Origin of the sequence: Leptospira congkakensis (assembly GCF_004770265.1) — a bacterium.
GTDB classification, from domain to species: domain Bacteria; phylum Spirochaetota; class Leptospiria; order Leptospirales; family Leptospiraceae; genus Leptospira_A; species Leptospira_A congkakensis.
The window spans coordinates 276,744-302,932 of record NZ_RQGQ01000004.1 but is presented as its reverse complement, the minus strand read 5'-3'; the positions used below and the strand labels follow the sequence as shown (position 1 = coordinate 302,932).

25 protein-coding genes are annotated in these 26,189 nt (G+C 39.6%); 14 read left to right on the top strand and 11 right to left on the bottom strand.

All coding sequences use genetic code 11. From position 1 onward, the window contains the following. Positions 1-4: 4 nt before the first annotated feature. The gene (locus EHQ70_RS02475; RefSeq protein ID WP_135583362.1) at positions 5-1,036 is read right to left on the bottom strand and encodes an L-threonylcarbamoyladenylate synthase; all 1,032 of its coding nucleotides are present in this window, start codon (positions 1,034-1,036) and stop codon (positions 5-7) included. A gap of 1 nt (position 1,037) precedes the next feature. Further along, positions 1,038-2,600, bottom strand: coding sequence for a glycosyl hydrolase family 18 protein (locus EHQ70_RS02470; RefSeq protein WP_135583361.1), 1,563 nt, complete (start codon positions 2,598-2,600; stop codon positions 1,038-1,040). Between the two features lie 144 nt (positions 2,601-2,744). Between EHQ70_RS02470 and EHQ70_RS02465 the strand changes: the two genes are divergently transcribed. Both EHQ70_RS02465 and EHQ70_RS02460 read left to right on the top strand, forming a co-directional pair. Beyond that, positions 2,745-3,455, top strand: a complete 711-nt coding sequence (locus tag EHQ70_RS02465; protein WP_135583360.1) for a queuosine precursor transporter — start codon at positions 2,745-2,747, stop codon at positions 3,453-3,455. 9 nt (positions 3,456-3,464) lie between these two features. Next, entirely contained in the window at positions 3,465-4,235 is a 771-nt protein-coding gene (locus tag EHQ70_RS02460; RefSeq protein ID WP_135583359.1) for a glycerophosphodiester phosphodiesterase, read from the top strand. Here the strand turns inward: EHQ70_RS02460 and EHQ70_RS02455 are convergent. Next, on the bottom strand, positions 4,214-4,570 hold the full coding sequence (locus EHQ70_RS02455; protein WP_135583358.1) for a VOC family protein: 357 nt from the start codon (positions 4,568-4,570) through the stop codon (positions 4,214-4,216). The two genes, EHQ70_RS02460 and EHQ70_RS02455, sit on opposite strands and share 22 nt — an antisense overlap. Between EHQ70_RS02455 and EHQ70_RS02450 the strand changes: the two genes are divergently transcribed. Genes EHQ70_RS02450 through hisC form a run of 3 tightly spaced genes read left to right on the top strand, consistent with a single transcriptional unit; the run spans position 4,552 to position 8,539 of the window. Continuing rightward, entirely contained in the window at positions 4,552-5,913 is a 1,362-nt protein-coding gene (locus tag EHQ70_RS02450) for a hypothetical protein (RefSeq protein ID WP_135583357.1), read from the top strand. The genes EHQ70_RS02455 and EHQ70_RS02450 overlap by 19 nt on opposite strands. 24 nt (positions 5,914-5,937) lie before the next feature. Then, positions 5,938-7,440: a 2-isopropylmalate synthase gene (locus tag EHQ70_RS02445; RefSeq protein WP_135583356.1), complete on the top strand. Its 1,503-nt coding sequence runs from the start codon at positions 5,938-5,940 to the stop codon at positions 7,438-7,440. Positions 7,441-7,444: 4 nt separating this feature from the next. Next, positions 7,445-8,539, top strand: coding sequence for a histidinol-phosphate transaminase (gene hisC / locus EHQ70_RS02440; protein WP_135583355.1), 1,095 nt, complete (start codon positions 7,445-7,447; stop codon positions 8,537-8,539). A gap of 82 nt (positions 8,540-8,621) precedes the next feature. Here the strand turns inward: hisC and EHQ70_RS02435 are convergent, their stop codons facing one another. Both EHQ70_RS02435 and EHQ70_RS02430 read right to left on the bottom strand, forming a co-directional pair. Then, entirely contained in the window at positions 8,622-9,020 is a 399-nt protein-coding gene (locus tag EHQ70_RS02435; RefSeq protein WP_135583354.1) for an Hsp20/alpha crystallin family protein, read from the bottom strand. A gap of 10 nt (positions 9,021-9,030) precedes the next feature. Next, positions 9,031-9,474, bottom strand: coding sequence for an Hsp20/alpha crystallin family protein (locus EHQ70_RS02430; protein ID WP_135584303.1), 444 nt, complete (start codon positions 9,472-9,474; stop codon positions 9,031-9,033). Between the two features lie 155 nt (positions 9,475-9,629). Between EHQ70_RS02430 and EHQ70_RS02425 the strand changes: the two genes are divergently transcribed. After that, on the top strand, positions 9,630-10,088 hold the full coding sequence (locus EHQ70_RS02425; RefSeq protein ID WP_135583353.1) for a RidA family protein: 459 nt from the start codon (positions 9,630-9,632) through the stop codon (positions 10,086-10,088). Continuing rightward, the gene (locus tag EHQ70_RS02420) at positions 10,085-10,633 is read left to right on the top strand and encodes a hypothetical protein (protein WP_135583352.1); all 549 of its coding nucleotides are present in this window, start codon (positions 10,085-10,087) and stop codon (positions 10,631-10,633) included. Before EHQ70_RS02425 ends, EHQ70_RS02420 begins: the two co-directional genes overlap by 4 nt. 105 nt (positions 10,634-10,738) lie before the next feature. On the opposite strand, the gene clpA is transcribed toward EHQ70_RS02420, so the two are convergent. From clpA to EHQ70_RS02395, 5 genes are read right to left on the bottom strand one after another with little or no spacing between them, the layout of a single operon-like run. Next, on the bottom strand, positions 10,739-13,006 hold the full coding sequence (gene clpA, locus EHQ70_RS02415; protein WP_135583351.1) for an ATP-dependent Clp protease ATP-binding subunit ClpA: 2,268 nt from the start codon (positions 13,004-13,006) through the stop codon (positions 10,739-10,741). Further along, positions 13,003-13,344 (bottom strand): ATP-dependent Clp protease adapter ClpS, encoded by a 342-nt coding sequence (gene clpS / locus EHQ70_RS02410; RefSeq protein ID WP_004788539.1) that lies wholly within the window; start codon positions 13,342-13,344, stop codon positions 13,003-13,005. The genes clpA and clpS overlap by 4 nt, the downstream gene beginning before the upstream one ends. Then, positions 13,344-14,507 carry a GNAT family N-acetyltransferase gene (locus EHQ70_RS02405; protein WP_135583350.1) on the bottom strand — a complete coding sequence of 388 codons (1,164 nt, stop codon included), beginning with the start codon at positions 14,505-14,507 and terminating at the stop codon, positions 13,344-13,346. The genes clpS and EHQ70_RS02405 overlap by 1 nt, the downstream gene beginning before the upstream one ends. Before the next feature lie 15 nt (positions 14,508-14,522). Next, positions 14,523-17,672 (bottom strand): SpoIIE family protein phosphatase, encoded by a 3,150-nt coding sequence (locus tag EHQ70_RS02400; protein WP_135583349.1) that lies wholly within the window; start codon positions 17,670-17,672, stop codon positions 14,523-14,525. Between the two features lie 27 nt (positions 17,673-17,699). Next, complete coding sequence (locus EHQ70_RS02395) at positions 17,700-18,341, bottom strand: DedA family protein (protein ID WP_135583348.1); 642 nt, start codon at positions 18,339-18,341, stop codon at positions 17,700-17,702. A 91-nt stretch (positions 18,342-18,432) separates the two neighbouring features. Between EHQ70_RS02395 and EHQ70_RS02390 the strand changes: the two genes are divergently transcribed. Genes EHQ70_RS02390 through EHQ70_RS02370 form a run of 5 tightly spaced genes read left to right on the top strand, consistent with a single transcriptional unit; the run spans position 18,433 to position 22,941 of the window. After that, positions 18,433-18,864 carry a hypothetical protein gene (locus tag EHQ70_RS02390; RefSeq protein ID WP_135584301.1) on the top strand — a complete coding sequence of 144 codons (432 nt, stop codon included), beginning with the start codon at positions 18,433-18,435 and terminating at the stop codon, positions 18,862-18,864. A gap of 2 nt (positions 18,865-18,866) precedes the next feature. Next, positions 18,867-19,976 (top strand): AI-2E family transporter, encoded by a 1,110-nt coding sequence (locus EHQ70_RS02385; RefSeq protein WP_135583347.1) that lies wholly within the window; start codon positions 18,867-18,869, stop codon positions 19,974-19,976. Continuing rightward, a complete protein-coding gene (xseA, locus tag EHQ70_RS02380) occupies positions 19,976-21,253 on the top strand; it encodes an exodeoxyribonuclease VII large subunit (RefSeq protein ID WP_135583346.1) in 1,278 nt (425 codons plus the stop codon). The genes EHQ70_RS02385 and xseA overlap by 1 nt, the downstream gene beginning before the upstream one ends. Before the next feature lie 8 nt (positions 21,254-21,261). Next, the gene (locus EHQ70_RS02375; protein ID WP_135583345.1) at positions 21,262-21,537 is read left to right on the top strand and encodes an exodeoxyribonuclease VII small subunit; all 276 of its coding nucleotides are present in this window, start codon (positions 21,262-21,264) and stop codon (positions 21,535-21,537) included. Between the two features lie 3 nt (positions 21,538-21,540). Beyond that, positions 21,541-22,941: a high affinity choline transporter 1 gene (locus EHQ70_RS02370; RefSeq protein WP_135583344.1), complete on the top strand. Its 1,401-nt coding sequence runs from the start codon at positions 21,541-21,543 to the stop codon at positions 22,939-22,941. On the opposite strand, the gene EHQ70_RS02365 is transcribed toward EHQ70_RS02370, so the two are convergent. Then, entirely contained in the window at positions 22,910-23,959 is a 1,050-nt protein-coding gene (locus tag EHQ70_RS02365; RefSeq protein WP_135583343.1) for a D-alanine--D-alanine ligase, read from the bottom strand. The two genes, EHQ70_RS02370 and EHQ70_RS02365, sit on opposite strands and share 32 nt — an antisense overlap. Positions 23,960-24,006: 47 nt before the next feature. Between EHQ70_RS02365 and EHQ70_RS02360 the strand changes: the two genes are divergently transcribed. Together EHQ70_RS02360 and EHQ70_RS02355 are read left to right on the top strand one after the other, a co-directional pair. Further along, positions 24,007-25,416, top strand: a complete 1,410-nt coding sequence (locus EHQ70_RS02360; protein ID WP_135583342.1) for a hypothetical protein — start codon at positions 24,007-24,009, stop codon at positions 25,414-25,416. Beyond that, positions 25,413-26,189 carry an MlaE family ABC transporter permease gene (locus tag EHQ70_RS02355; RefSeq protein ID WP_135583341.1) on the top strand — a complete coding sequence of 259 codons (777 nt, stop codon included), beginning with the start codon at positions 25,413-25,415 and terminating at the stop codon, positions 26,187-26,189. The genes EHQ70_RS02360 and EHQ70_RS02355 overlap by 4 nt, the downstream gene beginning before the upstream one ends.

The following is a 26,189-nucleotide window of genomic DNA, read 5'->3' as shown; positions in this document are numbered from 1 at the left end:
TGTTTTATTTTCTAAGGGATGCCTTTTCTAAACGATTGATTAATCCTTCCCATCCAGTCCCAAGTTTTGGAACTTCACAAATGATGGTTTGGATTTTGGCAAGATCACAGGCTTCAAAAAAAGCATAAAGTTTTGACGCATAATCTTCATTAGTTGTAACAAAACAAAAATGTTCATTGTCAGCAGATCGATCTCCTTGATTTGGTTGAATCTCTTTTGCCAAAGAATATTCTCTATCTTTACCTTGTAAGGAAAAACCAATCCAAGCCGTATCTTTGGGATCAAACCCTTTTTCCAAACTATGGAGAAACTCCTCCCTAGATGCCAAAATCACTATAGCTGTCGGTGCGTAATGTTTGTATTTCGTTCCTGGACTTAAAGGTACAGAGGGAACAGAAGTAACAGGAGAAGTTTGGGAAAGATGGGGGACAACGAGGCCAGGGATCAATTTTTTTAGTTCTTCCGATTCAATGGAACCTGGGCGAAGGAGAGTTGGATTTTCTCCCACAAGGCTTACTACGGTGGACTCGATTCCATAACTTGGTTCTTCTGCGATGAGAATCCCATCCACCTTACCTTCGAAGTATCGCACAACATCAGTTAGTTTTGTAAGAGAGGGCCGACCAGATAGATTGGCCGAGGGAGCTGAGATGGGCCCACCAGATAGTTCAATCCAATGGCGAATCACGGGGTTTTTGGGAATCCGTACTGCCAGAGTGTCCAATTCTTTTGGAAAAAGTGATTTGTCTTTTTTAGGAAGGATGAGAGTGAGAGGCCCCGGTGAAAATTTTTTGAATAACTTCCGACCAAGTTCACCTAAAACACAAACCTCTTCAATGGCTTCAATAGAATGGAAATGGGCAATCAGGGGATTGTCTTTCGGTCTTCCTTTGATTTCATAAACACGTCGACAGGCCTCTTCCATTCTTGTGGATGCCCCAATCCCATATACGGTTTCTGTTGGAAAGATGACCACCTTTCCCTCTTGGATGAGGTTCGCAAGCAAACGTACATCCGAAGAGATTAAGGTCTTCATTTTAAAACTTTTTTGTTTTGGTTTTCGATTTAGAATCGGAAACTTTTAGATTTTCTTTTGTATCAGAAACAGCTTGAGTTGTTTCTTCTTTTGGTTCTTCTTCCTCTTTTGCTTTTTCTACTGGAGGAAGTTGGCCTTGGACGAGTTTACTCAAATACACATTGATTTCTGGATCATTGTCAGTCACAAGCTGCCAAAAAGAGAATCCACCTAAATCATATTTACGAAGGAGAGTCATTTTCTCTTCGAAGGCTTTACGGTTCATATAAAAGGCAACACGGTCACATCCACCACTTGTATACCAAAGGGAAGGATCTTCATAAGCACGATTTTTATGGATGTCAGCAAACTTAGATAAGTTTTTCCAATTTGCCACTTTGTTCTCTTCGTTTAAGATACGATTGATATCCGTTGGTTGGCGATTTTTATGTGTCCCTGCTTTGATTCTTTGAGCATCGGAATGATAAATGGCTTTGGCGGATGCTTTACAATTGAGAGCCCAGTCATATCCATAAGTGGGAATCGCCATATAGAGTTTATGGGTTGGCACTCTTTTTTTAGCATACGTGATGATGTCTTTTAACCAAACATTGGGAGCTTGCGGGCCAGGACCCGGGTTGTGGTATTTTCTTGGATGCAGTTCGTAAGCCATAATTTTTACGCGGTCCGCATGTTTGGCGAGAAAAGCATAATCATGAGTGGTAGGACCTCTCCAATTTTCTCGGAAATCAAGAGCGATTGGTTTGGAAAGACCACGGCAATTCAGTTCTTTCTTTTTACTCTTTTCTGCAGGAGTTTTAGGATGAACCGCTACCGAAATGAGTTTTCCCTTTTTATGGACTTCCCGAGCTAGAAGGACAAAAAATTCTTCAAACTTTTCCTTTTTCTCACAAGACATTCCTTCGTAATCGATATCAATCCCATCATAACCATAAGTCATAATTTCGTTTACAATCACTTGGATGTGGTGGTCACGAATGTCGTTCCTTCCGCCCATTCCAATGTTTTCTTGGATTTTTTCTTTTGGATTTTCCCAACGAAAGATGGTCGGTATGATTTTCACATTTGGGTTTAAAACACGAAGTTCCTGGACTCTTTCTTTTCTAGAAGTACTCGACCAACTAGAAATCAACTCTCCATTATTGGAAAGTCCACCTTTCATTGTATAAATAAACGGATGGATTTCATTATAAAGATGAACCGTTTTTTTCATGGCGGTCCAATCGGTAGACCAAGCAGAAGAACGAAACGAAACATTTTCGTCGGGAAGAAAATTAGGTAATTCCGCCGATTCTTCTATGGTTTGGTTCTCTCCACTCTCTTTGGTTTCCATCTCAGATGGGGTACCAAGAGAAGGCGTGGATGCTTCCACAACACTAGGATTGGCATTTCCTGCTTTGGCAGTATCTTTTAAAACAAGAGCAGTTCCATCATTTTGGATCAAATTCATTCCTAAATAAAAGGAGATAGCAGAAAGGAATACCCAAGAGGCAAATAATAGTGTATATTTAGCTGCATTGGACAGCGGACGTTTGGGTGTGGATGGGTTTTCTGATTCGGACATAAATTACTTCTAGTATGATTATCGATCGTATGATAAAAAAAGAGTAGAGAATATTGGGATCACTCACTACCTATTTCTCATCCCATAATTTTTTAGGAGGGATTCTCTCCTAGTCGAAATTAAAAAGAAAGGAAAAAGATATCTATGCATGTTCTCAAACAAAAACCGGTGATTCTTTATACGGTTCTTCTCAGTTTTTTTCTCACCTTTCTCCTTTTAGCCGAACTTACCGGTAGTAAATTATTTTTTGCCTTCGGATTCACGATGACTATGGGGGTTATCCCTTTTCCAGTTACCTTTATCATCACCGATCTTTTGAATGAGTATTATGGTCGCAAAGTTGTACGGGCCACAACCTTTCTGGGAATGGTAATGCTTGGGTTTGCTTATCTCCTCATTGTGATCGATATCCAAATTCCCGCAAGCCCTGAGTCGCCCATTGATGATGCTTCCTTCGAACGCGTGTTTGCCAATTCCGGCCTTGTGATCCTTGGTTCCATCATCGCTTATGTGATTGGTCAGATGATCGACCTCCATACCTTTCATTTCCTTCGTAAAAAAACGGGAGGAAAACATATTTGGCTTCGTGCCACAGGTTCCACCATCATTTCTCAACTCATTGACTCTTATGTGGTGATCTTCATTGCGCTTGGTAAATACCATCCAGTATCCAAACTCATCTCTATTGCCAATACCAACTTTCTTTATAAATTGGGAGTGGCCATCCTCATCACACCACTTCTCTATGCCATTCATATCTATATTGATCGTTATTTAGGGGAAACATTGAAAAACCAAATGTTTCGTTCGGCTATGGAAGAAGAAGGGTTGGAATCGACCATCCAACCAGGGTAGGTAAAAACTATGTTCCAACCACGAATCGAAAGATTAAAATCCATTTTAGGAAATAAACCGGCAAATATTGGACACCGTGGTGCACGTGGGCTTGCACCCGAGAACACACTTGTGTCTTTTCTTGTGGGAGCGGAATCCACAAGTTTTTTTGAATTGGATACCATGCTTTGTGCTTCGGGTGAACTTGTTGTCATCCACGACTTTACGGTGGATCGTACGACTGATGGTGAAGGAAAAGTCTCTGAATATAAATATCGCGATTTAGCAGAACTCGATGCGGGGAGTTTTTTTGATGAAGCCTTTGAAGGAGAACAAATTCCCACACTCTCCCAAATCATCCAAACCCTCCCCGAAACCACAGTCTTCGATATTGAAATGAAGAGCGAAGGAAATCCAGAAGAAAGAAAGGCTCTCGCCCTCGCTCTTGTGAAACTGATTCGGAAATACAAACTAACCAATCGTATTTGGGTGAGTAGTTTTGACTGGGACCTTGTGGATCTCATCAGACAGGAAGAACCAGAAGTTTTACGAGGTCTTCTCATCGAAAAGGGAGATTCGCTAAACAAGAATTATATGGACTATGAGCCGGATTTGATCCTCCCACACTTGTCCGCTTGTTCCAAAGAGTTTGTGGAAGGTTTAAAAGAAAAATCCCTTCTAGTGATTCCTTACACGACCAATACGGAAGTGGAATGGAAAGAGTTACTGAATGCAGGAGTGGCCGGTCTCATCACCGATTTTCCCGACCAATTGGCATCTTATTTAGAATCCAAAAAATAAATCCAAACCCAATTCCCCCAAGGATCCTCATATAAAGAATAATTTTTCTTAGGGATTGATTGGACTAGTTTCAAAGAGGAAACTTTCGGGTGCGTTGCGGTTGAGTGATCACAACGAATGGTGATGGTTCCTGGGTGTACCGGACAATGTTCTGTGTTTTTAGAGAATACAATCCTTTCTCCAGAAGCCAATTGTAACTCCGAGTGGCCAAAACTTTCTTTTAGGAGAGTCCCCCCTAAAAACGATTGGTAAAACCGAGCGGGAAGGCTAGTATTTTCCCCTCCGTCTAAGTTGATAGAGTAAAATTGTAAATCCAATGTTTCCCCGTTCTCCATCGATTCTTTCCTATTTTATATTTTTTTTCATCTCTAGCGTCGCCAATTTTACGTTATGCGAAACTATTTATTTCGAACCACTTCATTCAGCAGACCAATTGTATCTTCCATTGTTTCTAAAGGATATAGTCACAGGGCTTGGGATTGGACATTGGTATTTGCCCCCATCTCCCTATTTTTTTCCTGATCTTTTTATCTATCTAATTCTTTATCCAGTGTTTCCCTTTTTGTATCTTCCCAGTGTTTACGGAACCATCCAAATGTTTTTGGTTTTCTTTGGAATTTTTATTTTTCTATCGAAGTATACGAACCAAACAAGGTCATTCCAATTTCTTTATCTCTTAGAAATCCTTTTTATTTTTTTCTCTCTTTGCGGATATTTTGCAGAAGACAAACCTCTCCCCTTGGTTTATTTTTTAGCGGGGGCTCATCATAGTACTGGTTTCTTTTTTTCACTCCTACTCACTCTTTATCTTTACTCCTTGTTAATCGATAAAGATAAAAAAAATCGTTATCCAAATTCCTTTTTACCACTACCCATGGTTTTCTTTTTTTTCTTTAGTTTTGTATTACTTTATATTTCAGATCGATTTTCTTTTCTCGTCGGGGTGATTTCTTTTTTTGTGGTTCGCATTTGGGATGGAGACTTACCATTCGCCGAAAGAATTTCATACTTTCGGAATCAGAAGTTTTGGATCCTGACTTTCTTTTTTCTTCTGCTTTCTGAACTTATATCATTCGGGCTACGGACAGTCGTATCCATTCCCAGTAGCTTTCAGATTTTGTTTGCCTATCTGGAAGGACTGGAAGCCTCAGAAATCTTACAACTTTCGGGGACTTATCTCTGGGATTTTTCGAAACATATTTTTTACCAAGGAAAATCCATTCTTCTCTTACTTGGTTTCGTCTTCATTAGTTTTACCAAGTTTCCCAAACTGAATCGCCATTTGCTTATTGTGTTTTTTCCAGTTCTCTTAGGCCTCCTCCTCCTTGTAGGAAGATTCACTTACCTCCATCCTTACCCGATCCGGTATTTGTTTCCCCTTCTGTTTTTTGGTCTTCTAGGAATCACCTGGGCTCTCGGTACTCACACGAAAATCCTAAATCCCAAAGTTCTCACAACCCTCCTTTTTTTACTTACGGGGATTCTTTGGTCGTTGCCATTTCCCAGAGAGAAAACCAAGGTTTATTTTTCAGGAATCCTCCAAACAGAAGTATCTTATGACTTAGAAAAACCCATCCGGTTTTGGACAGAAGGCAGACGGGCTCCGATTCCTGTCGACAAAGATGGGAAACCCTACCACTGGATCACAGGTGCGTTCCATACGCACTTGACAGAGTGAAGCGAACGTATGATCTGGAAGTAGATGGAAGATTACGTACGCATATTTGATACCACACTAAGGGACGGGGAACAATGCCCCGGGGCCGCTATGAGCGAAGATGAAAAGGTGGAAATTGCCCAACACCTAGCCCGTATGAAAGTGGATATCATCGAAGCTGGATTCCCAGTTTCTTCCCCTGTACAATTCAAAGCGGTAGAACGGATTTCTCGGGAAATTGAAGGTCCCATCATTTGCGGACTGGCTCGTGCCCTTCGTCCGGATTTGGAAGCAGCACGTGATGCATTAAAACCAGCCAAACAAAAACGAATTCATACCTTCATTGCCTCCTCTCCCATCCATATGAAACATAAATTGGGTAAGTCTCCATCAGAAGTGTTAGAGATGGCAAGACTTGCCGTAAAAATGGCAAGGGACTTTGTGACTGATGTAGAATTTTCACCGGAAGATGCAACTCGCTCTGAATGGAAATTCTTACGAGAGTTAGTCGAAGCTGTGATTGAAGAAGGTGCTACTACCATCAACATTCCAGATACAGTAGGTTATACCACTCCACAAGAATATATGGATCTATTTCGTTTCTTAAAAAAAGAAGTGAAAGGAGCCGACAAGGTCATTTTTTCGGCGCACTGCCATAACGATCTAGGACTTGCTGTTGCCAACTCACTCGCCACTGTCCTTGCGGGCGGTCGTCAAATTGAATGTACCATCAACGGAATCGGTGAGCGAGCTGGAAACACAGCCATGGAAGAAGTGGTCATGGCTCTCAAAACAAGAAAGGATGCTTTCGGTGTGGAAACAAAAATTGATTCCACTCTCATTACTCGTGGTTCTCATTTGGTAAAAACCATCACAGGAATGGTAGTTCAACCTAACAAAGCCATTGTGGGTGCCAATGCCTTTGCACATGAATCAGGAATCCACCAAGATGGTGTGATCAAAAACAGACAAACCTATGAAATTATGACCCCCGAATCCGTGGGACTCAAATCCAATCGTATGGTTCTTGGACGCCACTCCGGTCGCGCGGGTTTTAAAGACCGTGTCATTCGTATGGGTTTCGATCCCAAACCAGAAGAAATCGACAATGCCTATAACAGATTCCTCGAGATTGCTGATAAAAAAAAGGAAGTCTTTGATGAGGACATCGCAGCCCTTTTCCAAGCAGAAATCAGTAGATCCCAAGTAGACGAAAAATATCGACTCTTGTCTTTTGAACAAAATACAGGATCCAACCAAACTCCAAATTCCAAAATCTCTCTCCAAATCAAGGGAGAAGTGAAACAAGGCGAAGCACATGGTGATGGCCCAGTGGATAGTATCTTTAAAGCAATAGGCCAAGTCACTGGCCTTTCTCCACTTCTCTCTAGACTTGTGATTTCACCGGTAACCGAAGGAACGGATGCGATGGCAGAGGCTTCTGTTACCTTAGAAGACGGAGAACGCCGAGTGGTTGGGAAAGGTGATTCCACAGACATCATTGAAGCCTGTGCCAAAGCCTATATCAATGCCTTGAACCGGTTGTAATCCAATGACAACACAAACCAATCTATTTTCGATGAAATCACTGGTACGTAAGGAACTACCTGCCTTCAAACCTTATACTCCAGGAGAACAACCAGGGCTTTCTACCTCCACTATCAAACTCAATACCAACGAAAACCCCTACCCACCTTCTCCTAAAATTAAAGAAGCCGTAGAAAAAGTTTTAGAAACAGGTGTTTTGCGAAAGTATCCCAACTACCATGGAAGGAAGTTACAAGAACTCATCGCAAAAGATTATGATTTAGATCCAGATCAAATTTTGGTGACAAACGGGTCTGATGAAGCCTTACGTTTGTTATTTCAAGCCCTAATTGGCCCAAACGATGTGGTTGTGGCGCCTGACCCGACTTATTCCTTCTATCCGGTTCTAACAGAACAGATGATGGTGGGTGCTACGTACAAAGCAGTTCCACTAAAGTCCGACTTACATTTTGATTTTGAGGCTTTAGGAAAAGAACAGGGAAAGTTACTTTGTTTTGCTCACCCCAATGCTCCGACAGGTGTAGAAGAACCAAAAGAAAAACTTCTTAACTTGGTCAAAAATTTTCACGGTATTGTTTTATCCGATGAAGCCTACATAGATTTCACAGAACCAAACTCTAGTTTGATGTCTGAGATAGGAAACCATCCGAACTTAGTAGTCTCTCGTACTTTTTCTAAATCCTATGCTTTGGCTGGACTCCGTGTGGGTTATCTTGTAGGATCTCTTGAAGTGATCTCTTGGATTCGCAAACTAAAGGATTCTTATAATGTAGGAATTTTGGAACAAGTTGTGGCGGAAGCCTCTTATGCAGACAAAGAATACTTTTTGGAAAAACGAACTCTAGTCATTTCAGAAAGGACAAAACTAAAAAAAGAATTGGAATCTCTTGGTTTTTTGATCCCAGACTCCTCTACCAATTTTTTATTCTGCAAACCAAAGTTAGGTGTTTCACCAGAGAGTTTGTATTTGCAATTGAAAGATAAAAATATTTTGATCCGTTATTTTTCAAACGGAATCTCCAAAGATTACGTGCGTATCACCATTGGAACCCCAGAAGAAAATGGAAAACTACTTGCGACCATTCGCGAACTCCTCTAAAAAAACAACCCGGCGCACCCTTCAGCAGGTACCCGGGTTCGAAATTAAATTCACTTTAGATTTACCAAACACCAAAGAGAGTTTATTTCTGAATTTCGATTTTTGTTTTTTTAGGTTCCATTTTCGGAATGGTTAATTCCAAAATTCCATTTTTCATTTTGGCTACGGCTTTATCCGAATGGATCGCTTTTCCAATTGTGAATTTACGGAAATAGTTTCCTTCTCTATATTCCGCAAGTCTCACTTGACCACGAGATTCCTCAGGCAAAACAAACTTTCCTTCCAAAATCAATTGGTCTTTTTCAATGGATATCTCTACAGAAGATTGGTCTACCCCAGGCATTTCCACATGGAAAAGAATGGCTTCTTCTGTTTCCAATACATCCACGTTAGGTGAATAAACGCGAACGGCGGGTTTTCCTTCTTTTGTTTCTACAGATTCTGTTACGTCTTGTTTGTTTTCTTTTGTTAGTGTATTCATAACTTTCTCCTTACCCTGCAACGATGGATACTTTTTTAGGTTTATCTTCTTCTCTACGAGGAAGATGGATGTTTAAAATTCCATTTGTGAATTTTGCGAGGACATGTTCCGCATCCACTCGGAAAGGAAGTTCCAAGGTTCTGCGAAATTCCCCATTAAAAATCTCACGGCGAAGGACTTCTGTACCTTCTGCGAGGTCTTCTGCTTTTTTCTTTCCGTGAATCGACAATAGGTTGTCTTTTACGTTGATTTCGATTTGGTCTGGTTCGAGTCCAGGAAGTAAACAAGTCACAAGGGCTTCGTCTTCCTTGGTGTAAACATTCACAGGAGGGAAATTGGAAGAAGATCCAAATTGGCTGTCCAAAATGGAACGAGTCAACTCATCGTTCAGTCTGTCAAAATCTCTCCAGAACTGATTTGCTTTGGTTTGTGGGTCTAGAATTCGGAACAACATGCTCATTCTCCTCTTTAGCACTCATTAATTACGACTGCTATTTCTATTGGCAATCTACATGTTTGACTGCCAATCGTCAAGAATGTTTTCTATTTTATAGAATTTTGGAAAAAAAATTTTGTCCCATACGGTAGCCCTCACTAGCCTGGAATCCAATGCCTATCCAAGATACCTTGAAACAACTGGGTTTAGAAATCCCCCCTGTTCCTGCAGCCCTTGCGGCTTATATCCCTTCCGAAAGATCCGGGAACCTGATCTTTACCTCAGGGCAACTTCCTCTCGTCGCAGGGAAACTAAGAAAAACAGGAAAGGTTGGCAAAGACGTAAGTCTGGAAGAAGCCAAAGAAGAGGCCAAACAATGTGTTCTGAATGCACTTGCGGCAACCTTACTCCATATTGAATCACTTGAAAAAATCAAATCCATAGTCAAACTTGGGGTTTTTGTTGCAGGAACACCCGAATTCACCGAACAACACTTAGTTGCCAATGGAGCTTCAGAACTACTGGCGGCTATTTTTGGAGATAAAGGAAAACATGCGCGTTTTGCAATTGGTGTGAGTTCTCTTCCACTTGATGCCAGTGTGGAATTGGAAATGGTAGCAGAAGTAGAATGATCAATTCCCTTCTTTCAAAAAGTTTCGACTTGATTCAATTTATTAAAGAATCGTTTTTACTGATCCCTGAATTAATTTTTGCTTGGTGGCATCTAACAAAGAGAATATTTTTGGCTTTGTATCGTTATTGGAATACAAAACTTATATTTGATAAAATATTTTTTATTTTTTTATTTTTACAACTTCTCTTCTCAGTCCTTCCTTGGTTTTCCTACCAAATTCGTTTTTTTGAAACGGAAGAATCCATCTCTCTCGGCCCTAAGTTAAATTCCATTTTTATTTTACTAAGCCTTCTCAATTTTTTCTTTTTGGGATTTTGGAAATCATCTTGGACAAGGATTTGGTTTTTTACAGGTCAAATGATTGCGATTGTATTTGTAATTTGGGGGTATCTGGATCCCAAACGTTATTTTTATGACTTTGTCAAACCAGAAGAAGTGAATCTGGGACTTTCTTTCTATTTATTTTTAGGTTCGGTATTCGGAGCCTTTGTTTTTGGATTCCTCACCTTCAAAAAAGAAGATGAGGTTTTAGGAAGGATATAACTCTACCAATGAACAAGGAACTAAAAGATGAATCTAGTTCCTTTGTTCTGATTCACGATCTGCAACTCGAACTACTTTTCCGAATCATATACGAGATCGCTTTTTTCAAACATTCACATCCAAAATTTCCAAAACATTTTTTCCCTCTTTCTCAACGACATCCACAAGATACTTAGATCCTTTGTCTTTTTGGAATAAGATCTTTTTGGAAAGAGGTTTTCCGATTTCTGAATTGAGGATTCTTTGGATGGGCCTTGCTCCCATGGTTTTGTCATAACCAGTTTCTGCCAAATGCCTTACCGCTTTTTCAGACAATTCCAATTGGATTCCTTTTTCATTTGCTTTTGCTTGCAAAGTGCGGAACATCCGTTTGACCACTAACTCCACTACCTGAATCGATAGAGCACCAAATTCCACTACGGCAGTGAGTCGGTTTCGAAATTCCGGAGTGAATGTTCTCTCAATGGCTTTGAGTGAGCGGTCATCATATCTATCGGTATCAAAACCAAGCAGTGGCTTCGAACTTTCTTGGGCTCCGGTATTAGTCGTTAAAATGAGAATGACATTACGAAAATCAGCTTTTTTCCCCGTGCTATCGGTAAGTGTGGCATGATCCATCACTTGCAAAAGGATATTATAAATATCTTCATGTGCCTTTTCGATTTCATCGAACAACAAAACACAATGTGGATTTTTGCTTATGGCATCGGTGAGTTGGCCACCTTGGTCATAACCTACATATCCTGGCGGACTTCCAATCAGACGTGATACAGAATGTTTTTCCATGTATTCACTCATATCAAATCGAAGAAATTCCACTCCCATCTTTTCTGCCAAAGTTTTTGCCACTTCGGTTTTACCCACACCAGTAGGACCAACAAAAAGAAAACTACCAATTGGTTTTCCTTCATCACTGAGGCCTGACCTTGAATAATGGATGGCGTCTACCACTTGTTCAATGGCATGATCTTGTCCAAAAACAATGGATTTGATTTCGGAATCTAGATTTTCTAATTTCTTTTTATCATCTGCCTTTACCGTTTTTTCTGGAATTTTGGCAATTTTGGCAACGAGTGATTCGATTTCTAAAATCCCTACCTGTTTTTTGGCCTTTTCTTTTTTCTCATCGCGTAACTTTACAAAGGCGCCGGATTCGTCCATCAAATCAATGGCTTTGTCCGGTAAAAAACGATCTCTAAGATGCAAACTGGATAAATCCACACAAGCCTCAATGGCTTTGGCACTATAGGTGACTCCGTGAAAGGATTCGTATTTGGGTTTGAGACCTTTTAAAATTTCGATCGCATCTTCTCTGGAAGGTTCTGCCACTTCAATCTTTTGGAACCTTCTCGAAAGGGCATGATCTTTTTCAAAAATCGATTTATACTCTTTGTAAGTGGTCGTTCCAATGCATTTGAGTTCTCCATTGGCAAGGGCTGGTTTCATCAAATTAGAAGCATCCAAACTTCCACCAGATACGGCCCCAGCACCCACAATGGTATGGATTTCGTCTACAAAGATGATTCGTTCTGGTTTCCCAACTACTTCTTGTAAGATGGCCTTCAAACGTTCCTCAAATTCACCACGGAATTTGGTTCCCGCCATCACAAGACCCATATCCAAAGAATAAATCTCCAAACCCAGTAAACTTTTGGGAACGAGACCCTTAACAACTCGTTCAGCGATTCCTTCCACAATGGAAGTTTTTCCGACCCCTGCCTCTCCCACAAAAATGGGATTGTTTTTACGACGACGAGATAGGATATGAATGGTTCTTTCAATTTCGACTTCGCGACCAATACAAGGATCGAGTTTTCCTAACCTTGCTCTTTCGGTAAGGTTGACACAAAATTTTTCTAGAGCTGATTTACGAGACCCGCTTTCCGCTTCTTCTGGATCTGCTTCTTCCGAAAAATTTGGCTCTTCAGGTTCAACTTCTTTTTTGATTCCATGAGACATGTATTTGATCACGTCTAGACGGTTTACTTCTTGTTTGGCGAGTAGATAATAAGCTTGGCTGTCTTCTTCTCTGAAGAGGGCCACAAGTACATTGTTTCCATCCACTTCTTCTTTCCCTGAATTTTGGACATGAAAGGCGGCAAACTGAATCACAAACTGGACACCCACGGTATAACGTGGTTGGATTTTTAAATCGGGAACTGCTATAGTGGAAAGATCTTCTTCAAAATATTCGGTCAGTTCTTTTCTGAGTAGATCCAAATCACAACCGACATTGACCAAAACTTCTTTTGTTTTTTCGTTATAAGTAAGACCATATAACAAATGTTCTAAAGTGATAAATTCATGATGGTATTTACTTGCTTCTTTACCAGCAAGTTCTAAGGTATTTTCTAAGTCTAGGGAAAGGTTCATTCGTCCTCCTCTTTTGCCAATTGACATTGTAATGGATGCCCTGCGTCATCCGCAAGTTTATGCACTTCTGCTACTTTTGTTCTCGCAATGTCCAAAGAATATACCCCACAAACGGCTGATCCAGAAGTATGTGCCTTCCACATTATTTGACGAGATTCTTCCATTGATTTCCTAAAAACATTGGCTAGTACATAGACTACAAATTCCTGAGGAGTGTAATCATCATTGATCAGAATCACCTTATAGCGATCAGGTTTTTTAAGTTTCTTTTTCTGTTTTTCTCTTTCGAGAAGTTCCACATTCATATCTGTATAAGATTTTCTTTTTGGATCTGACATTATCCCTCCCGGAGCGATTTGATAGGTGACTGTGAATTGTAAGCGGAAATATTTTCCCTTTCCATCACAATCTCTCGTTCCAAATAGGACTCGATAGCCGCTCTGCCCTGTTCATTGTAAATATGATGTAAACTATACATGGGAACAGCTTCATACCCCCTAAGGAATTTATGTTCTCCTTGGGCACCTGCCTCCACTCGTTCCATTTTATGTTCGATTGCAAAATCAATCAATCTGTAATAACAACATTCAAAATGTAAGTTGGGGACATGTTCCAAGGCTCCCCAGTATCTTCCAAATAGAAACCCGTCTCGAAAAACATTCCAACTTCCACCCACAGGTTTCCCAGAAGGATCTGTTGCCAAAACAAGAACCAAACGATGGCGAAAGTTCTGATGCATCTCCAAAAAGAATTTCCGATTCAAATAAGGCTGCCCCCATTTTTTAGAATGGGTGTCTTGATAAAACTGATAAAAGATATGGGCGTGGTCTTCTGTGATCTCGTCACCCGTAAGGGTTTGGAGGGTAAGGCCCGACTCGGAAATTTTCCTTCTTTCCTGGCGGATGGTTTTTCTCCGGTCTTTGACAAGGGTGGATAAAAATTCTTGAAAATTCGCAAAACCTTTGTTAAACCAGTGATACTGATGAGAAAGTCTAGGTGCAAAAGAATTTGTAATTCCTAAACTTTGTTCTTCCTCTTTGCAAAATAAAATATGAACCGAAGAAGTATCTTTTTCTTTTCCAAATTCTAAAAGAGTTTGGAGAAGAACAGAACCAAGAGACTCTCTTTCTTCTGGTTTTAAATCCGGATGGAGTAAAATCCGACTCCCCGTGACGGGACTAAAAGGCACAGCTACAGTCAGTTTTGGATAGTAAGGAATCCCGGCCCGATGAAAGGCATTGGCCCATTGGAAATCAAAAATATATTCGCCGTAAGAATCACTTCTAAGATAAGCAGGAAGAACCCCAAACAAAACGCCCTCTCGCCTAGCAGAGATTAATATTGGTATCCAATCTGAATTTCCGATACAACCTGTATTTTCCAAACCAGAAAGGAATTCATATTCCTGGAAGACGGAATCTGGTGGTACCAAAAGATTCCATTCTTCCTTTCTAAAGTCCCGAAAGGTCTCGGAAATTTTTATCGCAAACGTTTCACTCAATGTAGACCTTAGACTCTAATTTACGACATCTTGTTTGTTTTGTTTTTTGCGGATATGGTCAAGAAGCCTTTGTAAACTAGGATTTTCTGGGTCAAGTTCTAGAGCTGAACTGAGAATGTTTTCCGCCCGAGACAGGTTTTTATCTGCTAAATAGGTCTGCCCCAAATTGATCAAGTTTTTGACATGGTTTGGATCACGAAGGCGCACCCTTTCCCCAAAATCAATGGCCGTTTTGATATCAGCCACTTTTCTTGCACAAAAAGCAGTGATGTACATAATCTCTGTGTCCATCGGTTTTAACAAACTATAGTCTTTGGCCATTTTTTTGGCATTCCCATAGTCTTTGAGTTTTAAATAGAGTTGGATGAATTTCTTTTTGATCTCTGGAATGTTTTCTTCCAAAGAATTAGCCTGTTCCAAATACGAAACGGCTTCTTGGAGGTCCGCCGATTCACTCGCTTCCTTTGCTTTGTGTAGAAGCGATTGGATTTCTTTCAGTTTTTCTCTTTCAATTTTATACCGTTCTTTTTCTTCAATAAAGGAAACTCGTAAAATCGATAGATCATCTGTCAAACTTCCATACTTTCGAAGTTCTTCATAAATTCCGTCCAGTTCTCCTTTTCCAGATTCGACAACTCGAAGGAATAATCTTTCATCTTCATTGATCACTCGTTTCCCATCTTCGGTATGAGAGATGAGTAAATCATCCCTTCCATCAGAGCCCGCAAGAAGGACATCTCCAACTTCTAACTGGAAGGTTTTGATGTATAAATTTCCTTGGACTCCCGAAGTTCCCAATTTTCGAAACATCAGTTCGTTTTCGATAAAACTAGCAATTCCGTCTCGGTATAAAACCATCCAAGGATGTTCTGCATTGATGAAGTACAAAAGCCCTGTTTCGTTATCAATGAGCCCAAGCACTAGCGAAACAAGCATGGATCCGTCAAAACCTTCAAAGATTTTATGCAGTTCTAAAAATGTATTTTTGATCCAACGTTCGGGGTACGTATTCCTTGCTTCACTTAGGAGTCTAGTCCTTGTGATGATGGACTCAAAAACAGAACCAAGAACAAGAGCCCCTCCAGCTCCTTGCATGGACTTACCCATAGCATCTGCATTTAAAAATACAGTATAAGAACGATTGTTTAGAAAAATTTGGTTTGCGATATTCAAGTCCCCACCAATTTCTTTTTCATATTGGCGGAAGGTAAATTTTTTCTTTTGTTCTAATAAAAAATCCACTTGGACATTGTCATGATTCGCATTATTTGCGTTAAATGGCTGTAAGAGCAAAGAGGTTAAAAAATAATCCCCATCTTGTTGGTGTTTCAGGGATTGGACTTCTTTTAAGGAATTTTCCAATTCTTTCGTACGTTCTTGTACTTTTACTTCCAATTGGTCTGCGTATTGTTCCAATTTTTTACGGGCCGCTTGGATGGAACGCACCATTCGGTTAAAGGAACGGGCCATAAATCCAATATCATCTTCCACATGAACCGTCAGCCTATGTTCTAAGTTCCCAGAGTTTACCTCTGTCAAACCTTCTATGATTTGTTCGATAGGCCGTAAAAGTGCGATGAGGAAAAACAAACGGTATCCAAAAATCACAAGTACTGCCAGTGACAAAACACCGATGATCCAGGGGAGAGTGACCTCTTCTTGAAATTCCCTATAATCTAAATAAGGATAACCTACTTCATGGATAAGACCCTTTTCTTTATCTACGATTAGATAACTTACATAAAACGAATATTCGGGATTGTTTTCCGCAAATTTAACACGGCCTCTATAGTTTCGGTCTCCATGGTTTGGCATGGGAGAAAACATTTGGTCTAGGACTTCTGCCTTTTTTTCCTCAGGAAGATCTGAGCTAAGGACAGAACGAGCCGCACCATAAAATCCAGAAAGTGGTCCTTCTGTTTTTGAGACAAGAGACTCTGCACTATCGGAAAAATTCTTTGTGGGAATTTCTCTTAATTTGTTTCTTGTGTAAAGAATTTTACGTTTTTCAGATTCTAGTTCATGAATGAGAGCTTCTGGATTTGTAATTTTATCAGAAGACAGAAGTTGTTTGATTTCTGCCGCATAACCTTTGCTTGTTTCAGGCAATTTCGGTAATAAATTCTCTGTTTTTGCTTTCCAATCGGTTTTTGTTTTAAAAGAAAGAATGGTTTCTAATGCCCAGGAATTCCAATATTCGGATTCATAACTGAATGGATCCACAGAGGTTTCATCCATTCCTTTTTTTCGGACAAATTCTTTTTGGTTTAAATCATAGGTATAATGAAAACTTGGGGTTTGGTCAGTTTCAAGTCCTGCGATAAAGTTTTTGGCCCTTGCTGTATGTACCATATCGTAATTAGATTCAGATTGTTGGATTACGGAATATGCAACGAGTTGCAACACAAGTAAGAAGGATGCAAGGGAGATTCCAATGATTCGAGAGATGATTGTAGTTTTGTCTTTTGTATTGTTGATATAAACAACGTTTGCCAGAAATAATCCAACCACCAGAATAAGATCAGTAATCGTTTGGTAGAGCCCACGCCCGATGGCTCCATCCCTTGATTGAGCATTCATAATCCCTGGAATGATGGTAACAAGTATGAACGCTATCAGAATGCTTGCCGTTGCAAACCGAGATTCTTTTGGCATTTTAAAAATCTGAATGATCCCAACAAAGGAAAAAGTTACAAAAAAAACCAAAACTATTAGCGCATAAGCTTTATAAAAAACTGGTACCGGAAAATCCCAATAGTGCCCACTAAAGAAAAATAACCTACCAGCTGTTAAGCTTATATAAACAAAGTATCCAGTGACTGTGACAACGATGAAATTCATAAACCAAAATAGGTATTTTTTTAACCTGGGAAAGTAAACCTCGGGATAACTTAAGAAAAAGCTTGTTAGGTAAGAGGCACCGGCCATGGCTCCTATAATCACAAGCCATCGCATGTATGCGGCGGCAGGTCCCATAAAGGAAAAATTAATCATATAACCAAAATGGAATATACCTAACCAAAGGGTTCCCATTCCCAGCCTGTATGTTGCCTCGGATTTTTCTTTAACCGTCAAAAAAAATTGTGCATTGTAAAAAGTAAAAATGACACCGACGAGTGAACCGAATGTATAAAAATCAAACGCTATATTTCCCCAAGAGTTCATGCGAGAAAACCCTAACATATAAGGAAATCATGTCAACTTTGTATTTCTTTTCTTCCAAATTTGGTATAGAAAGTACAAAAATATACAAATGAGAACAATTCCAATCGTTTGGTTATAATATGATAGCATAACAATGATTTGGTTCCAATTGGATCCAAGAAGAGAACCGCCAAAAAGAAGGAGTCCACACCATAAAGAAATCGCAATCGAATATAAAGTAATAAATTTAATAACGTTCATTTTGGACATACCAGCAACAATGGATACGAAAAAACGAATTCCTGCTGAGAACCGAGACAAAAGAACCACTACAATCTCATATTTACGAAACCAATCTAAAGTTTTGTGTAAGTTTTCTTCTTGGTAGAATGTGGACAAAAAAAGGAACCGTGATCGTTTTAGAAAATAGAGAAATCTCTCCCCAAAAAAATACATTACGAGAGCACCCAAAAGGTTCCCTAAGTAAGTAGCTGCTACAACAGAAATAAATGAAAGTGGCGAGCCTGGACTGGAAGATAAAAATCCGGAAAACACGGTCACCGTATCCCCTGGCCAAGGGGGAAAAACATTCTCTAAAAAATTAGAGAAACAGAAAAAAATCCAAAGAACAAGGGGCGGTAACTCTAAGATCCGAGCCAAAAAAGCATCAAACTGTAGGAAATCGAGCACAGGAGAAAATGAAATGCCTACAAACCAGTTGGCAACAAAGATTTAAAAAAATGAATGGAAGGAATCGATACTCCACCGTTTGCTTTCCGTAATGCTTCGATTTTTGCCTATTTTTCTTCTGATTCTCTGGGGATGCCAACCGATTCACCAAACCGAAATCTATCGCTTCGATAATATTGTAGTTACCAAATACCCAACGAACGCACCACCAGCCTTCCCTCAGTCATTTTTTCCTGATAAAGTAAACTTACTTCAGTCTAGTGAATTCAAAACAAGCCATATCCATACCAAGGAAGCTTCTCTCCTTTTGGAATCAGAGGAAAGTTTTCAAGCGATTCAAAAAAGAATCGAAACGAGAGCTGCCCAAGGGGATTGGAAACTCATCGACAAAATGGAAAAAAACGGAGAGGTTACTTATTTACTCGAAGGTTTTATTAAAAAATCCCTTTCTATCATTGTCTCTGAAACAGGAGGCAATACCAATTACATTCGCTTCTATTTTAGAAAACATTCTAGTTACTAATCATGAGTTGGATTAAAAATAAAAACGAAACCATCGTCTACCTACTACTCGGTGCGATTTTTTTAGGGACTTGTCTTACTTTATTTTTTGTTTTCAAACCTTTCCTTTGGGCAAGTTTTCTAGCCTTGTTATTTTATCTCACAACAAGGAAAATCCATAAAAAACTAAAGAATGTTTTAGGTGTCAAATTTCATGGACTCTCGCCCTACATCATGGTGATCCTGATGCTTGCGGGAGTCTTCGTTCCCTCCTATTTAATTCTTTCTACCTTAATTAGAGAATCTTTAAATTTAGTGAGTTATATCCGGAACCAACTCACAGAAGAATCAATTGTTTCTCTATTATTAAATAGTCCGATGCTTACTGACTTTTTTACGGAGAACGAATTTTTTTGGATCAAACTTCCTCTGATGTACCGCGAATATGTGGGCCAACATATGGACATTCTCAATTTAGATTCCATTTATAGTTTGCTCAAAAACTCCTCGGGATTTTTACTCGGTTCTTTTGAAGTTCCAGGTGCCATTATCTTTAATGCATTTTTTACCTTTATTTTGCTTTTCTTTTTATACAAAGAAGGAAGCCGAATGGAACATGCACTTTTTGTTTTACTCCCTTTTCCCACAGAAATTGAGGAAAGACTAGGACGGCGTATTGAGGAAGCCATTCGTACAGTGATGATGGGAAATCTTTTTATTTCCTTATTACAAGGTGCCCTCATCTATGTTCTGTTACTCTTTACCTCTGTTTCAAATAAGTTCTTACTTTCGAGTATCGCCACAATTTTTTCTCTCATTCCTGTTGTGGGAACTTCTGTGGTTTGGTTGCCGATTGGACTTTACATTGGCCTTGTACAAGAGAACTGGACGGGTAGCGTTCTTTTTATGATCGCTGGTGGGGCAAGTTATCTTATTTTAGAAAACTTCGTGAAACCCAAAATCTTAGATAAAAAACTAAAAACACATCCCTTTCTTATTTTTCTCTCTTTGATTGGCGGATTACAGGAGTTTGGTGTTGCAGGGATCATCATTGGTCCTATGGCCTTAACTCTGGTCATCATCCTTTGGGACTTTTGGAAAATTTTTAGAGAAACTCGTTTTCAAAATACCTAATGGAAACAATAGATTCATCTCTCAGTGTCAGTGAGGTCAATCGCCTCATCAAATCCAAACTCCAGGACTCTCCTGAATTTAAAAACATTTGGATTCGGGGAGAGATCTCCAACCATTCCCAAACCAATAGTTCTGGGCATATGTATTTTTCTCTGAAAGATCAGACAAGTGTGATCAAATGTGCTTTTTTTTCTTTTCAGGCAAAAAACTATCGCGGCACACCCCTTCGGAATGGAATGGAGATTTTGGTTTATGGTTCTGTCTCTGTATATGAACCAGGTGGGTATTATAGCATTACGGTGCAGAAGATAGAGGAAATCGGGGAAGGAGATATCCTTTTAAAAATTGAAAAACTAAAAAAGGCTCTCCATGAAAAGGGAATTTTTGATGTGAACCACAAACGCCCTCTTCCAAAATTTCCGAAACGCCTAGGCATTGTGACTTCGCCAAAAGGAGCGGCCGTCGAAGATATCATTCGGATTGCCACTGACCTAAATCCCTCCATACAAATTTTAGTTTCACCTTGCCTTGTGCAAGGAGACGGAGCAGAAGTTTCTATCATCGAAGCCATAAAAGAAATCAATGATCCCAAATGGGAAGTGGATGTGATCATTGCGGGTCGTGGTGGTGGTTCTTTTGAAGATCTTATGGCCTTCAACCAAGAAGCAGTGGTGATGGCTTATTATCATTCCAAAATCCCAATCATCTCAGCTGTAGGCCACGAAATTGATCGTGTGCTGACTGACCTTGCTGCTGATGCCACAACTCCCACACCAACGGCTGCAGCAAAACTCGCCGTTCCGAATGTTTCAGACACACTCATTCGTTTGGATGAAATGGAAGACAGGATTAAATCGGCTCTAAAGGCTGTGGTTCGTTTGGGAAAAGAAAAATGGGCGGGGATTACCGGAAGGCCTGTATTCCAAAATCCGAAAACACTTTTGGAAACAAGAACTGCGGATTTAGAAGAACTCATGACAAAGATTTCTCTTCTTGGAAAAAACTATTTGGTTCGCAAACAAAGTGAATTTCAAAAATTTGATACGTTGAGTAGTAATTGGAAATCTTACTTAGAAAGAATTCAAAACAAATTCACGCTCGCAGAACAGAGATTAGTTCATTTTTCCCCACTGGGAACTTTAAAACGTGGTTATTCAGTGGTCAGAAACAAGGACAAACAAGTGATATCATCCATTCATAAAATCAAAGACAATGAAAGTTTAGAGGTTTTTCTTTCTGATGGAAAACTTCTAGTGGAAGTAAAAGAAAAAATATAGGAATCCCCATGGTAGAGAAAAAATCAACAAGTTTCGAAGAAGCTCTTCGGGAATTAGAAGACATTGCAGAAAAATTAGAAAGAGGAACTCTTTCTTTAGAAGATTCCATCAAAGCCTATGAAAGAGGAATGGAACTCAAAAAAATTTGTTCCGAAAGACTTGTGGATGCAGAAGCAAAAATTGAATTTTTATCTAAAGCTCCAAGTGGTGAAATTGTAAAAACAACTGTCAAAAAAAAGAAGGATGAAACTCCTTCTAAACCAGTGGAAGAAGATTTATTTTAGAGAATGAATTTCCAAGCGGCTTTCATCATTGGTTACCTTCTCATCACGATTGCCATTGGAGTGTATGCGGCAAAAAGAGTAAAAAACTCAAAAGACTTTATCTTAGCAGGTAGAAGTTTGCCCCTCCCAATCTCCACGGCTGCTTTATTTGCCACTTGGTTCGGAAGTGAAACCATTCTCGGTTCCTCCGTGGAATTTGCCAAAGGAGGATTTTTAGCCGTCATCCAAGACCCGTTTGGTGGTGCGCTTTGTTTATTTTTACTCGGACTTGTTTTTGCAAAGTATCTCTACCGAATGCAAATACTTACCTTCGGGGACTTCTATAGAAACCGCTATGGGAAAAAAATGGAGTTTATTGCAGGGATCTGCCTTATCTTTTCCTATTTTGGTTGGGTCGCTGCCCAGTTTGTGGCACTCGGAATTATGGTGCAGATTCTATTTGGAATCAACCAATTCACGGCCATTGTGATTGGAGCCTGTCTTGTTGTTTTTTATACTTATCTCGGAGGAATGTGGTCCGTTTCCATGACCGATTTTTTCCAATCCATCTCCATCATCATTGGTCTTGTTTTTGTGATCTATGAGTTAAATGGTGTTAAATCCATATGGTCAAGCATCCAGGAAAAACCAGATGGATTTTTTAATTTTTTTCCAGAATCCAATTATCATGCTTGGACATTATATTTATCAGCTTGGATGGTTGTTGGTTTTGGATCTTTGCCCCAACAAGATATTTTCCAAAGAGTGATGTCTGCCAAATCAGAAAAAGTAGCGATTCGAGCCTCTTATCTTTCTTCTATTTTGTATTTACTATTTGCCCTCATCCCATTGTTTTTAGGTCTTCATGCCAAAAGTTTAATTCCTGATTTTGACTTAAATTCGGAAACAGGACAACTTCTCATTCCAACAATGATCTCTAAGTTTTCAAGTCCTTGGATCCAAGTTTTATTTTTTTCTGCTCTTATCTCTGCCATTCTATCCACGGCATCGGGGGCTATCCTTGCACCCTCTTCTATATTATCGGAGAATATTCTAAAATACGCATTTAAGGATATGAATGATAAAAAGTTACTACTACTTTCTAGAACTTCTGTTCTTATCATAGCAGGGATTTCCTTTTTACTAGCAGTCGGAAAACCTTCGATCTATGCTCTCGTGGAAGATTCTGGTGGAATTTCTCTTGTGACTTTATTTATCCCTATGGTGTTTGGACTCATGAGTCAAAAGGCAGATGAAAGATCCGCCCTTTTTTCTTTATTTGTAGGAATCACCACTTGGCTTATTCTAGAAGTTTACGGTGACGATATGACTAGCCATTTTTATGGAACCATAGCAAGCCTTATCGCTATACTTCTGGGAATGTACTTTTTTCCTAAGAAAGAGCAATTCGCAAAAGCCAAGTAAAAACTTCCTTCATTTCAATCCCCAGGGCTTTTGCTTGTTGGGGGATGAGACTGGTTCCTGTCATTCCAGGAAGTGTATTCGTTTCCAAAACATAAGGCACTCCATCGCTGATGATAAAATCGGTTCGAGAGTAACCTTTACAACCAAGCACTTCATGGCATACCAAAGTATACTCTTGGAGTTTTTTGGTAATTGCATCACCTACAGGTGCCGGAGTGATTTCTTCGCTTCCACCTTTTGTATACTTGGCTTCAAAATCAAAAAACTCTGATTTGGGACGAATCTCAGTTGGAACAAGAGCAAATGGAATTCGTTTTTCCCCTTCTTTTTTTTCAAGAACTCCAATGGAAACTTCCGTTCCCGAAATTAGTTTTTGGATGAGGACCCTATCTTCTGAAACAAAAATTTTATCCACAAGAAGCATTGCTTCTTCAGGAGTTTTTGCCATTCCTGTATTGACACTGGAACCACCAAGCGTTGGTTTGATGAAGACTGGGAATTCAAAAGGTAAGTTTAAAACAATTTTCCTGGCATCCGATTTTCCTTTTTCTAAATCCACAAAGGGTGCCACGGGAATTCCCATGGTTTGGAACAAAAGATTGGCTCTGTATTTGTCCATAGCAAGAGCAGAGGCCAAAACACCGGATCCTGTATGCGGAATTCCTAATGTATCTAAAAATCCTTGGATCCTTCCATCTTCACCAGGCCCACCGTGTAATCCGAGAAAGGCGGCCGAAAATCCATGTTCTAATAATCCCGCACCAGATGTGGATTTTGTGATTTGGTTTGTAGTAGAAAATTCAGTTAAAAAATCGGACTCCGTTTTTCCAGTCGGATCTGGATAAATAGGATCTTTTCCATCGGCAATCCAAAATTTTCCTGTTTGGTCAATATAAACCGGACAAACTTGGTATTTTTCCCGATCTATTGTATTGAAAATGAAATGAGAAGAACGAATGGAGATGATATGTTCCCCGGAGATGCCCCCGAAAAGCAGTGCGATTTTGGTTTGGATCATGAAATCACTTGATTCCTTTTCTTGAAACTTGAAGATATTGAAATTACGTGGATTCCCGCTTTAAAATTCAATTCGGAATTGTTTTTTGTCTCTTCTTTCTCAGTTCCGGAGTTTTTGCCAAACTTCCAAGTTCCTTTACAGAAGATATCAAATCCGATTACCACCAATTTTGGTTTTTATATGAATCGGAAAAAAGAGGACGCCAAAGTTATTTAGCCTTTCGCCCCTTTTACATGGGTTTCCAAGACAAAACCTATGCCTTCCGTTTTAAAAGTTATCTCTCACCTTTTTACTATAAAGAAGAAACCAATTACTGGTATACTTGGTCCTCCTTGTTTTTCTTTAGTGGGACGGGATTCAAACATGAGGAAGGTGACGAAGATGAGGACATTCTTTTCACCCCACTTTTTATTTGGGGTAAGGGAGAATCACAAAGAGAAAACTATTTCAGTGTTTTTCCCATCTATGGAAAAATCAGAAACAAACTTTCTTACCAAGAGTTAGGTTATGTTTTATTTCCTGTGTATTCGGAATGGAAATACAAAACTTACGAAGCAAAATCCATCCTTTGGCCCTTGGTGATGTGGGGTGGATCTGAAACTAGAAGTGATTTTAGAATCTTTCCATTCTATTCCAAAAAAGAACACGAAGGAAAGTACAAACGCCAATCTTTACTTTGGCCTTTTTTCCAATGGGGGGAAGAAAGGTTAGATAAAAAGGAACCAACCTCCTATTCCATTTTTTTCCCCTTTTATAACAGTAAGGATTCAAAAGATGGGAATATGAAAAGCAGGGCCTATCTTTGGTTTCCGATTTTAAATTCTTTATTCTCTTATGGGTATGACAAAAAAACGGGACAAACCAATTACACTGCCCTATTTATCTTTTTCCAATACACTACCTCTGAAAAAAAAGATACGGAGAAACTTGTATTTTTTCCTTTTTACGGATATTCCTATTTTGCAAATAAAGAAGCTGAGTTTGTCACTCCATTTTACATCCGTTTGTCGCAAAATACCTCACACTTAAAAGCCACCTCTCATTTTTTATTACCTTTTTATTCCCATATGAAAAGTGAATATGTCCAAACTGGTAGAGAAGATTACTATTGGAAACTTTGGCCCTTATTTCGTTACCACAAAGACAGCGATGGAAATTTTGGATGGAATACCCTTGCCATCATTCCCGTTCGTTTTGAAGTGATGGAAGATGTTTGGGAACCAATTTTTTCCATCATTGAATACAAAAGGTCATCCAATGGAGAGAAACGTTTGCACTTAATCACAAGGTTATACTCACACCGGTGGACAGAGGATGAAACACATATCCATATTCCCGTTTTAGCAGAATATTCAAAATCACCCACTGGTTTTCGTTATGACTTTGCTTATGGGCTTCTTGGCATTGATACTAGAGATATAAAAAACAAATACAAAATCCTTTGGTGGGAAATATGAAACGCATTTATTCCAAAACCTTGGAACCTTTACTCTATGCCATTGGTTACACCGTATTACTTCTTTTCCGTTCCATAGGCCAGTCTCATCATCTCTATTTCAAACGCCGAGAAATTCTGGAACAAATGTTTATTGCTGGTGTTGGGTCTCTATTTGTTGTTTCTATCGTTTCTATTTTTACAGGAATGATCCTTGGACTGAACACCGGCCTTGGACTCAGGGACTTTGGAGCTGAGGGCCAAATTGGACTTTTACTCACCATCACCCTCACAAGGGAGATGTCCCCCTTTATGACATCTCTGATCTTGGCAGCTTCTGTGGGTTCTGCAATGGCCGCTGAAATTGGAACCATGAAAGTTTCCGAAGAAATTGACGCATTAGAAGTCATGTCGATCAATCCCATCCGGTATCTTGTGATGCCAAGGATTGTGGGATTTTCTCTTATGGTCCCTGTACTTTGTGTCTATTCTGCCGCATTAGGAATCTTAGGTGGAGGAATTGTTGGTCATTTCCAACTGGGAATTGATATGATTAGTTATTTCCAAGATGTCTATTATCGTATTTCTTCTGTTCCAGGTTTGAAAGATTTATATGTAGGGCTTTTAAAAGGATATGTATTTGGCATTGCCATCTCTACCATTTCTTGTAGCCAGGGACTCCGAACAGAAGGTGGTGCCATCGGCGTGGGTCAAACCACAAGGCAAGCCGTAGTCACTTCTTTTCTTATGGTCATATTTTCTGGTTATGTGCTGACTGCCTTATTTTATAAATGA

Bases quoted from the DNA above. Each gene is read 5' to 3' on its own strand.
- EHQ70_RS02435 (WP_135583354.1), bottom strand. From the start codon at position 9,020: ATGAATACACTAACAAAAGAAAACAAACAAGACGTAACAGAATCTGTA.
- EHQ70_RS02400 (WP_135583349.1), bottom strand. From the start codon at position 17,672: ATGAACTCTTGGGGAAATATAGCGTTTGATTTTTATACATTCGGTTCA.
- EHQ70_RS02385 (WP_135583347.1), top strand. From the start codon at position 18,867: ATGAGTTGGATTAAAAATAAAAACGAAACCATCGTCTACCTACTACTC.
- EHQ70_RS02430 (WP_135584303.1), bottom strand. From the start codon at position 9,474: ATGTTGTTCCGAATTCTAGACCCACAAACCAAAGCAAATCAGTTCTGG.
- EHQ70_RS02470 (WP_135583361.1), bottom strand. From the start codon at position 2,600: ATGTCCGAATCAGAAAACCCATCCACACCCAAACGTCCGCTGTCCAAT.
- EHQ70_RS02355 (WP_135583341.1), top strand. From the start codon at position 25,413: ATGAAACGCATTTATTCCAAAACCTTGGAACCTTTACTCTATGCCATT.
- xseA (WP_135583346.1), top strand. From the start codon at position 19,976: ATGGAAACAATAGATTCATCTCTCAGTGTCAGTGAGGTCAATCGCCTC.
- EHQ70_RS02460 (WP_135583359.1), top strand. From the start codon at position 3,465: ATGTTCCAACCACGAATCGAAAGATTAAAATCCATTTTAGGAAATAAA.
- EHQ70_RS02420 (WP_135583352.1), top strand. From the start codon at position 10,085: ATGATCAATTCCCTTCTTTCAAAAAGTTTCGACTTGATTCAATTTATT.
- clpA (WP_135583351.1), bottom strand. From the start codon at position 13,006: ATGAACCTTTCCCTAGACTTAGAAAATACCTTAGAACTTGCTGGTAAA.
- EHQ70_RS02475 (WP_135583362.1), bottom strand. From the start codon at position 1,036: ATGAAGACCTTAATCTCTTCGGATGTACGTTTGCTTGCGAACCTCATC.
- EHQ70_RS02445 (WP_135583356.1), top strand. From the start codon at position 5,938: ATGGAAGATTACGTACGCATATTTGATACCACACTAAGGGACGGGGAA.
- hisC (WP_135583355.1), top strand. From the start codon at position 7,445: ATGACAACACAAACCAATCTATTTTCGATGAAATCACTGGTACGTAAG.
- EHQ70_RS02375 (WP_135583345.1), top strand. From the start codon at position 21,262: ATGGTAGAGAAAAAATCAACAAGTTTCGAAGAAGCTCTTCGGGAATTA.
- EHQ70_RS02390 (WP_135584301.1), top strand. From the start codon at position 18,433: ATGCTTCGATTTTTGCCTATTTTTCTTCTGATTCTCTGGGGATGCCAA.
- EHQ70_RS02455 (WP_135583358.1), bottom strand. From the start codon at position 4,570: ATGGAGAACGGGGAAACATTGGATTTACAATTTTACTCTATCAACTTA.
- EHQ70_RS02365 (WP_135583343.1), bottom strand. From the start codon at position 23,959: ATGATCCAAACCAAAATCGCACTGCTTTTCGGGGGCATCTCCGGGGAA.
- clpS (WP_004788539.1), bottom strand. From the start codon at position 13,344: ATGTCAGATCCAAAAAGAAAATCTTATACAGATATGAATGTGGAACTT.
- EHQ70_RS02425 (WP_135583353.1), top strand. From the start codon at position 9,630: ATGCCTATCCAAGATACCTTGAAACAACTGGGTTTAGAAATCCCCCCT.
- EHQ70_RS02370 (WP_135583344.1), top strand. From the start codon at position 21,541: ATGAATTTCCAAGCGGCTTTCATCATTGGTTACCTTCTCATCACGATT.
- EHQ70_RS02465 (WP_135583360.1), top strand. From the start codon at position 2,745: ATGCATGTTCTCAAACAAAAACCGGTGATTCTTTATACGGTTCTTCTC.
- EHQ70_RS02450 (WP_135583357.1), top strand. From the start codon at position 4,552: ATGTTTCCCCGTTCTCCATCGATTCTTTCCTATTTTATATTTTTTTTC.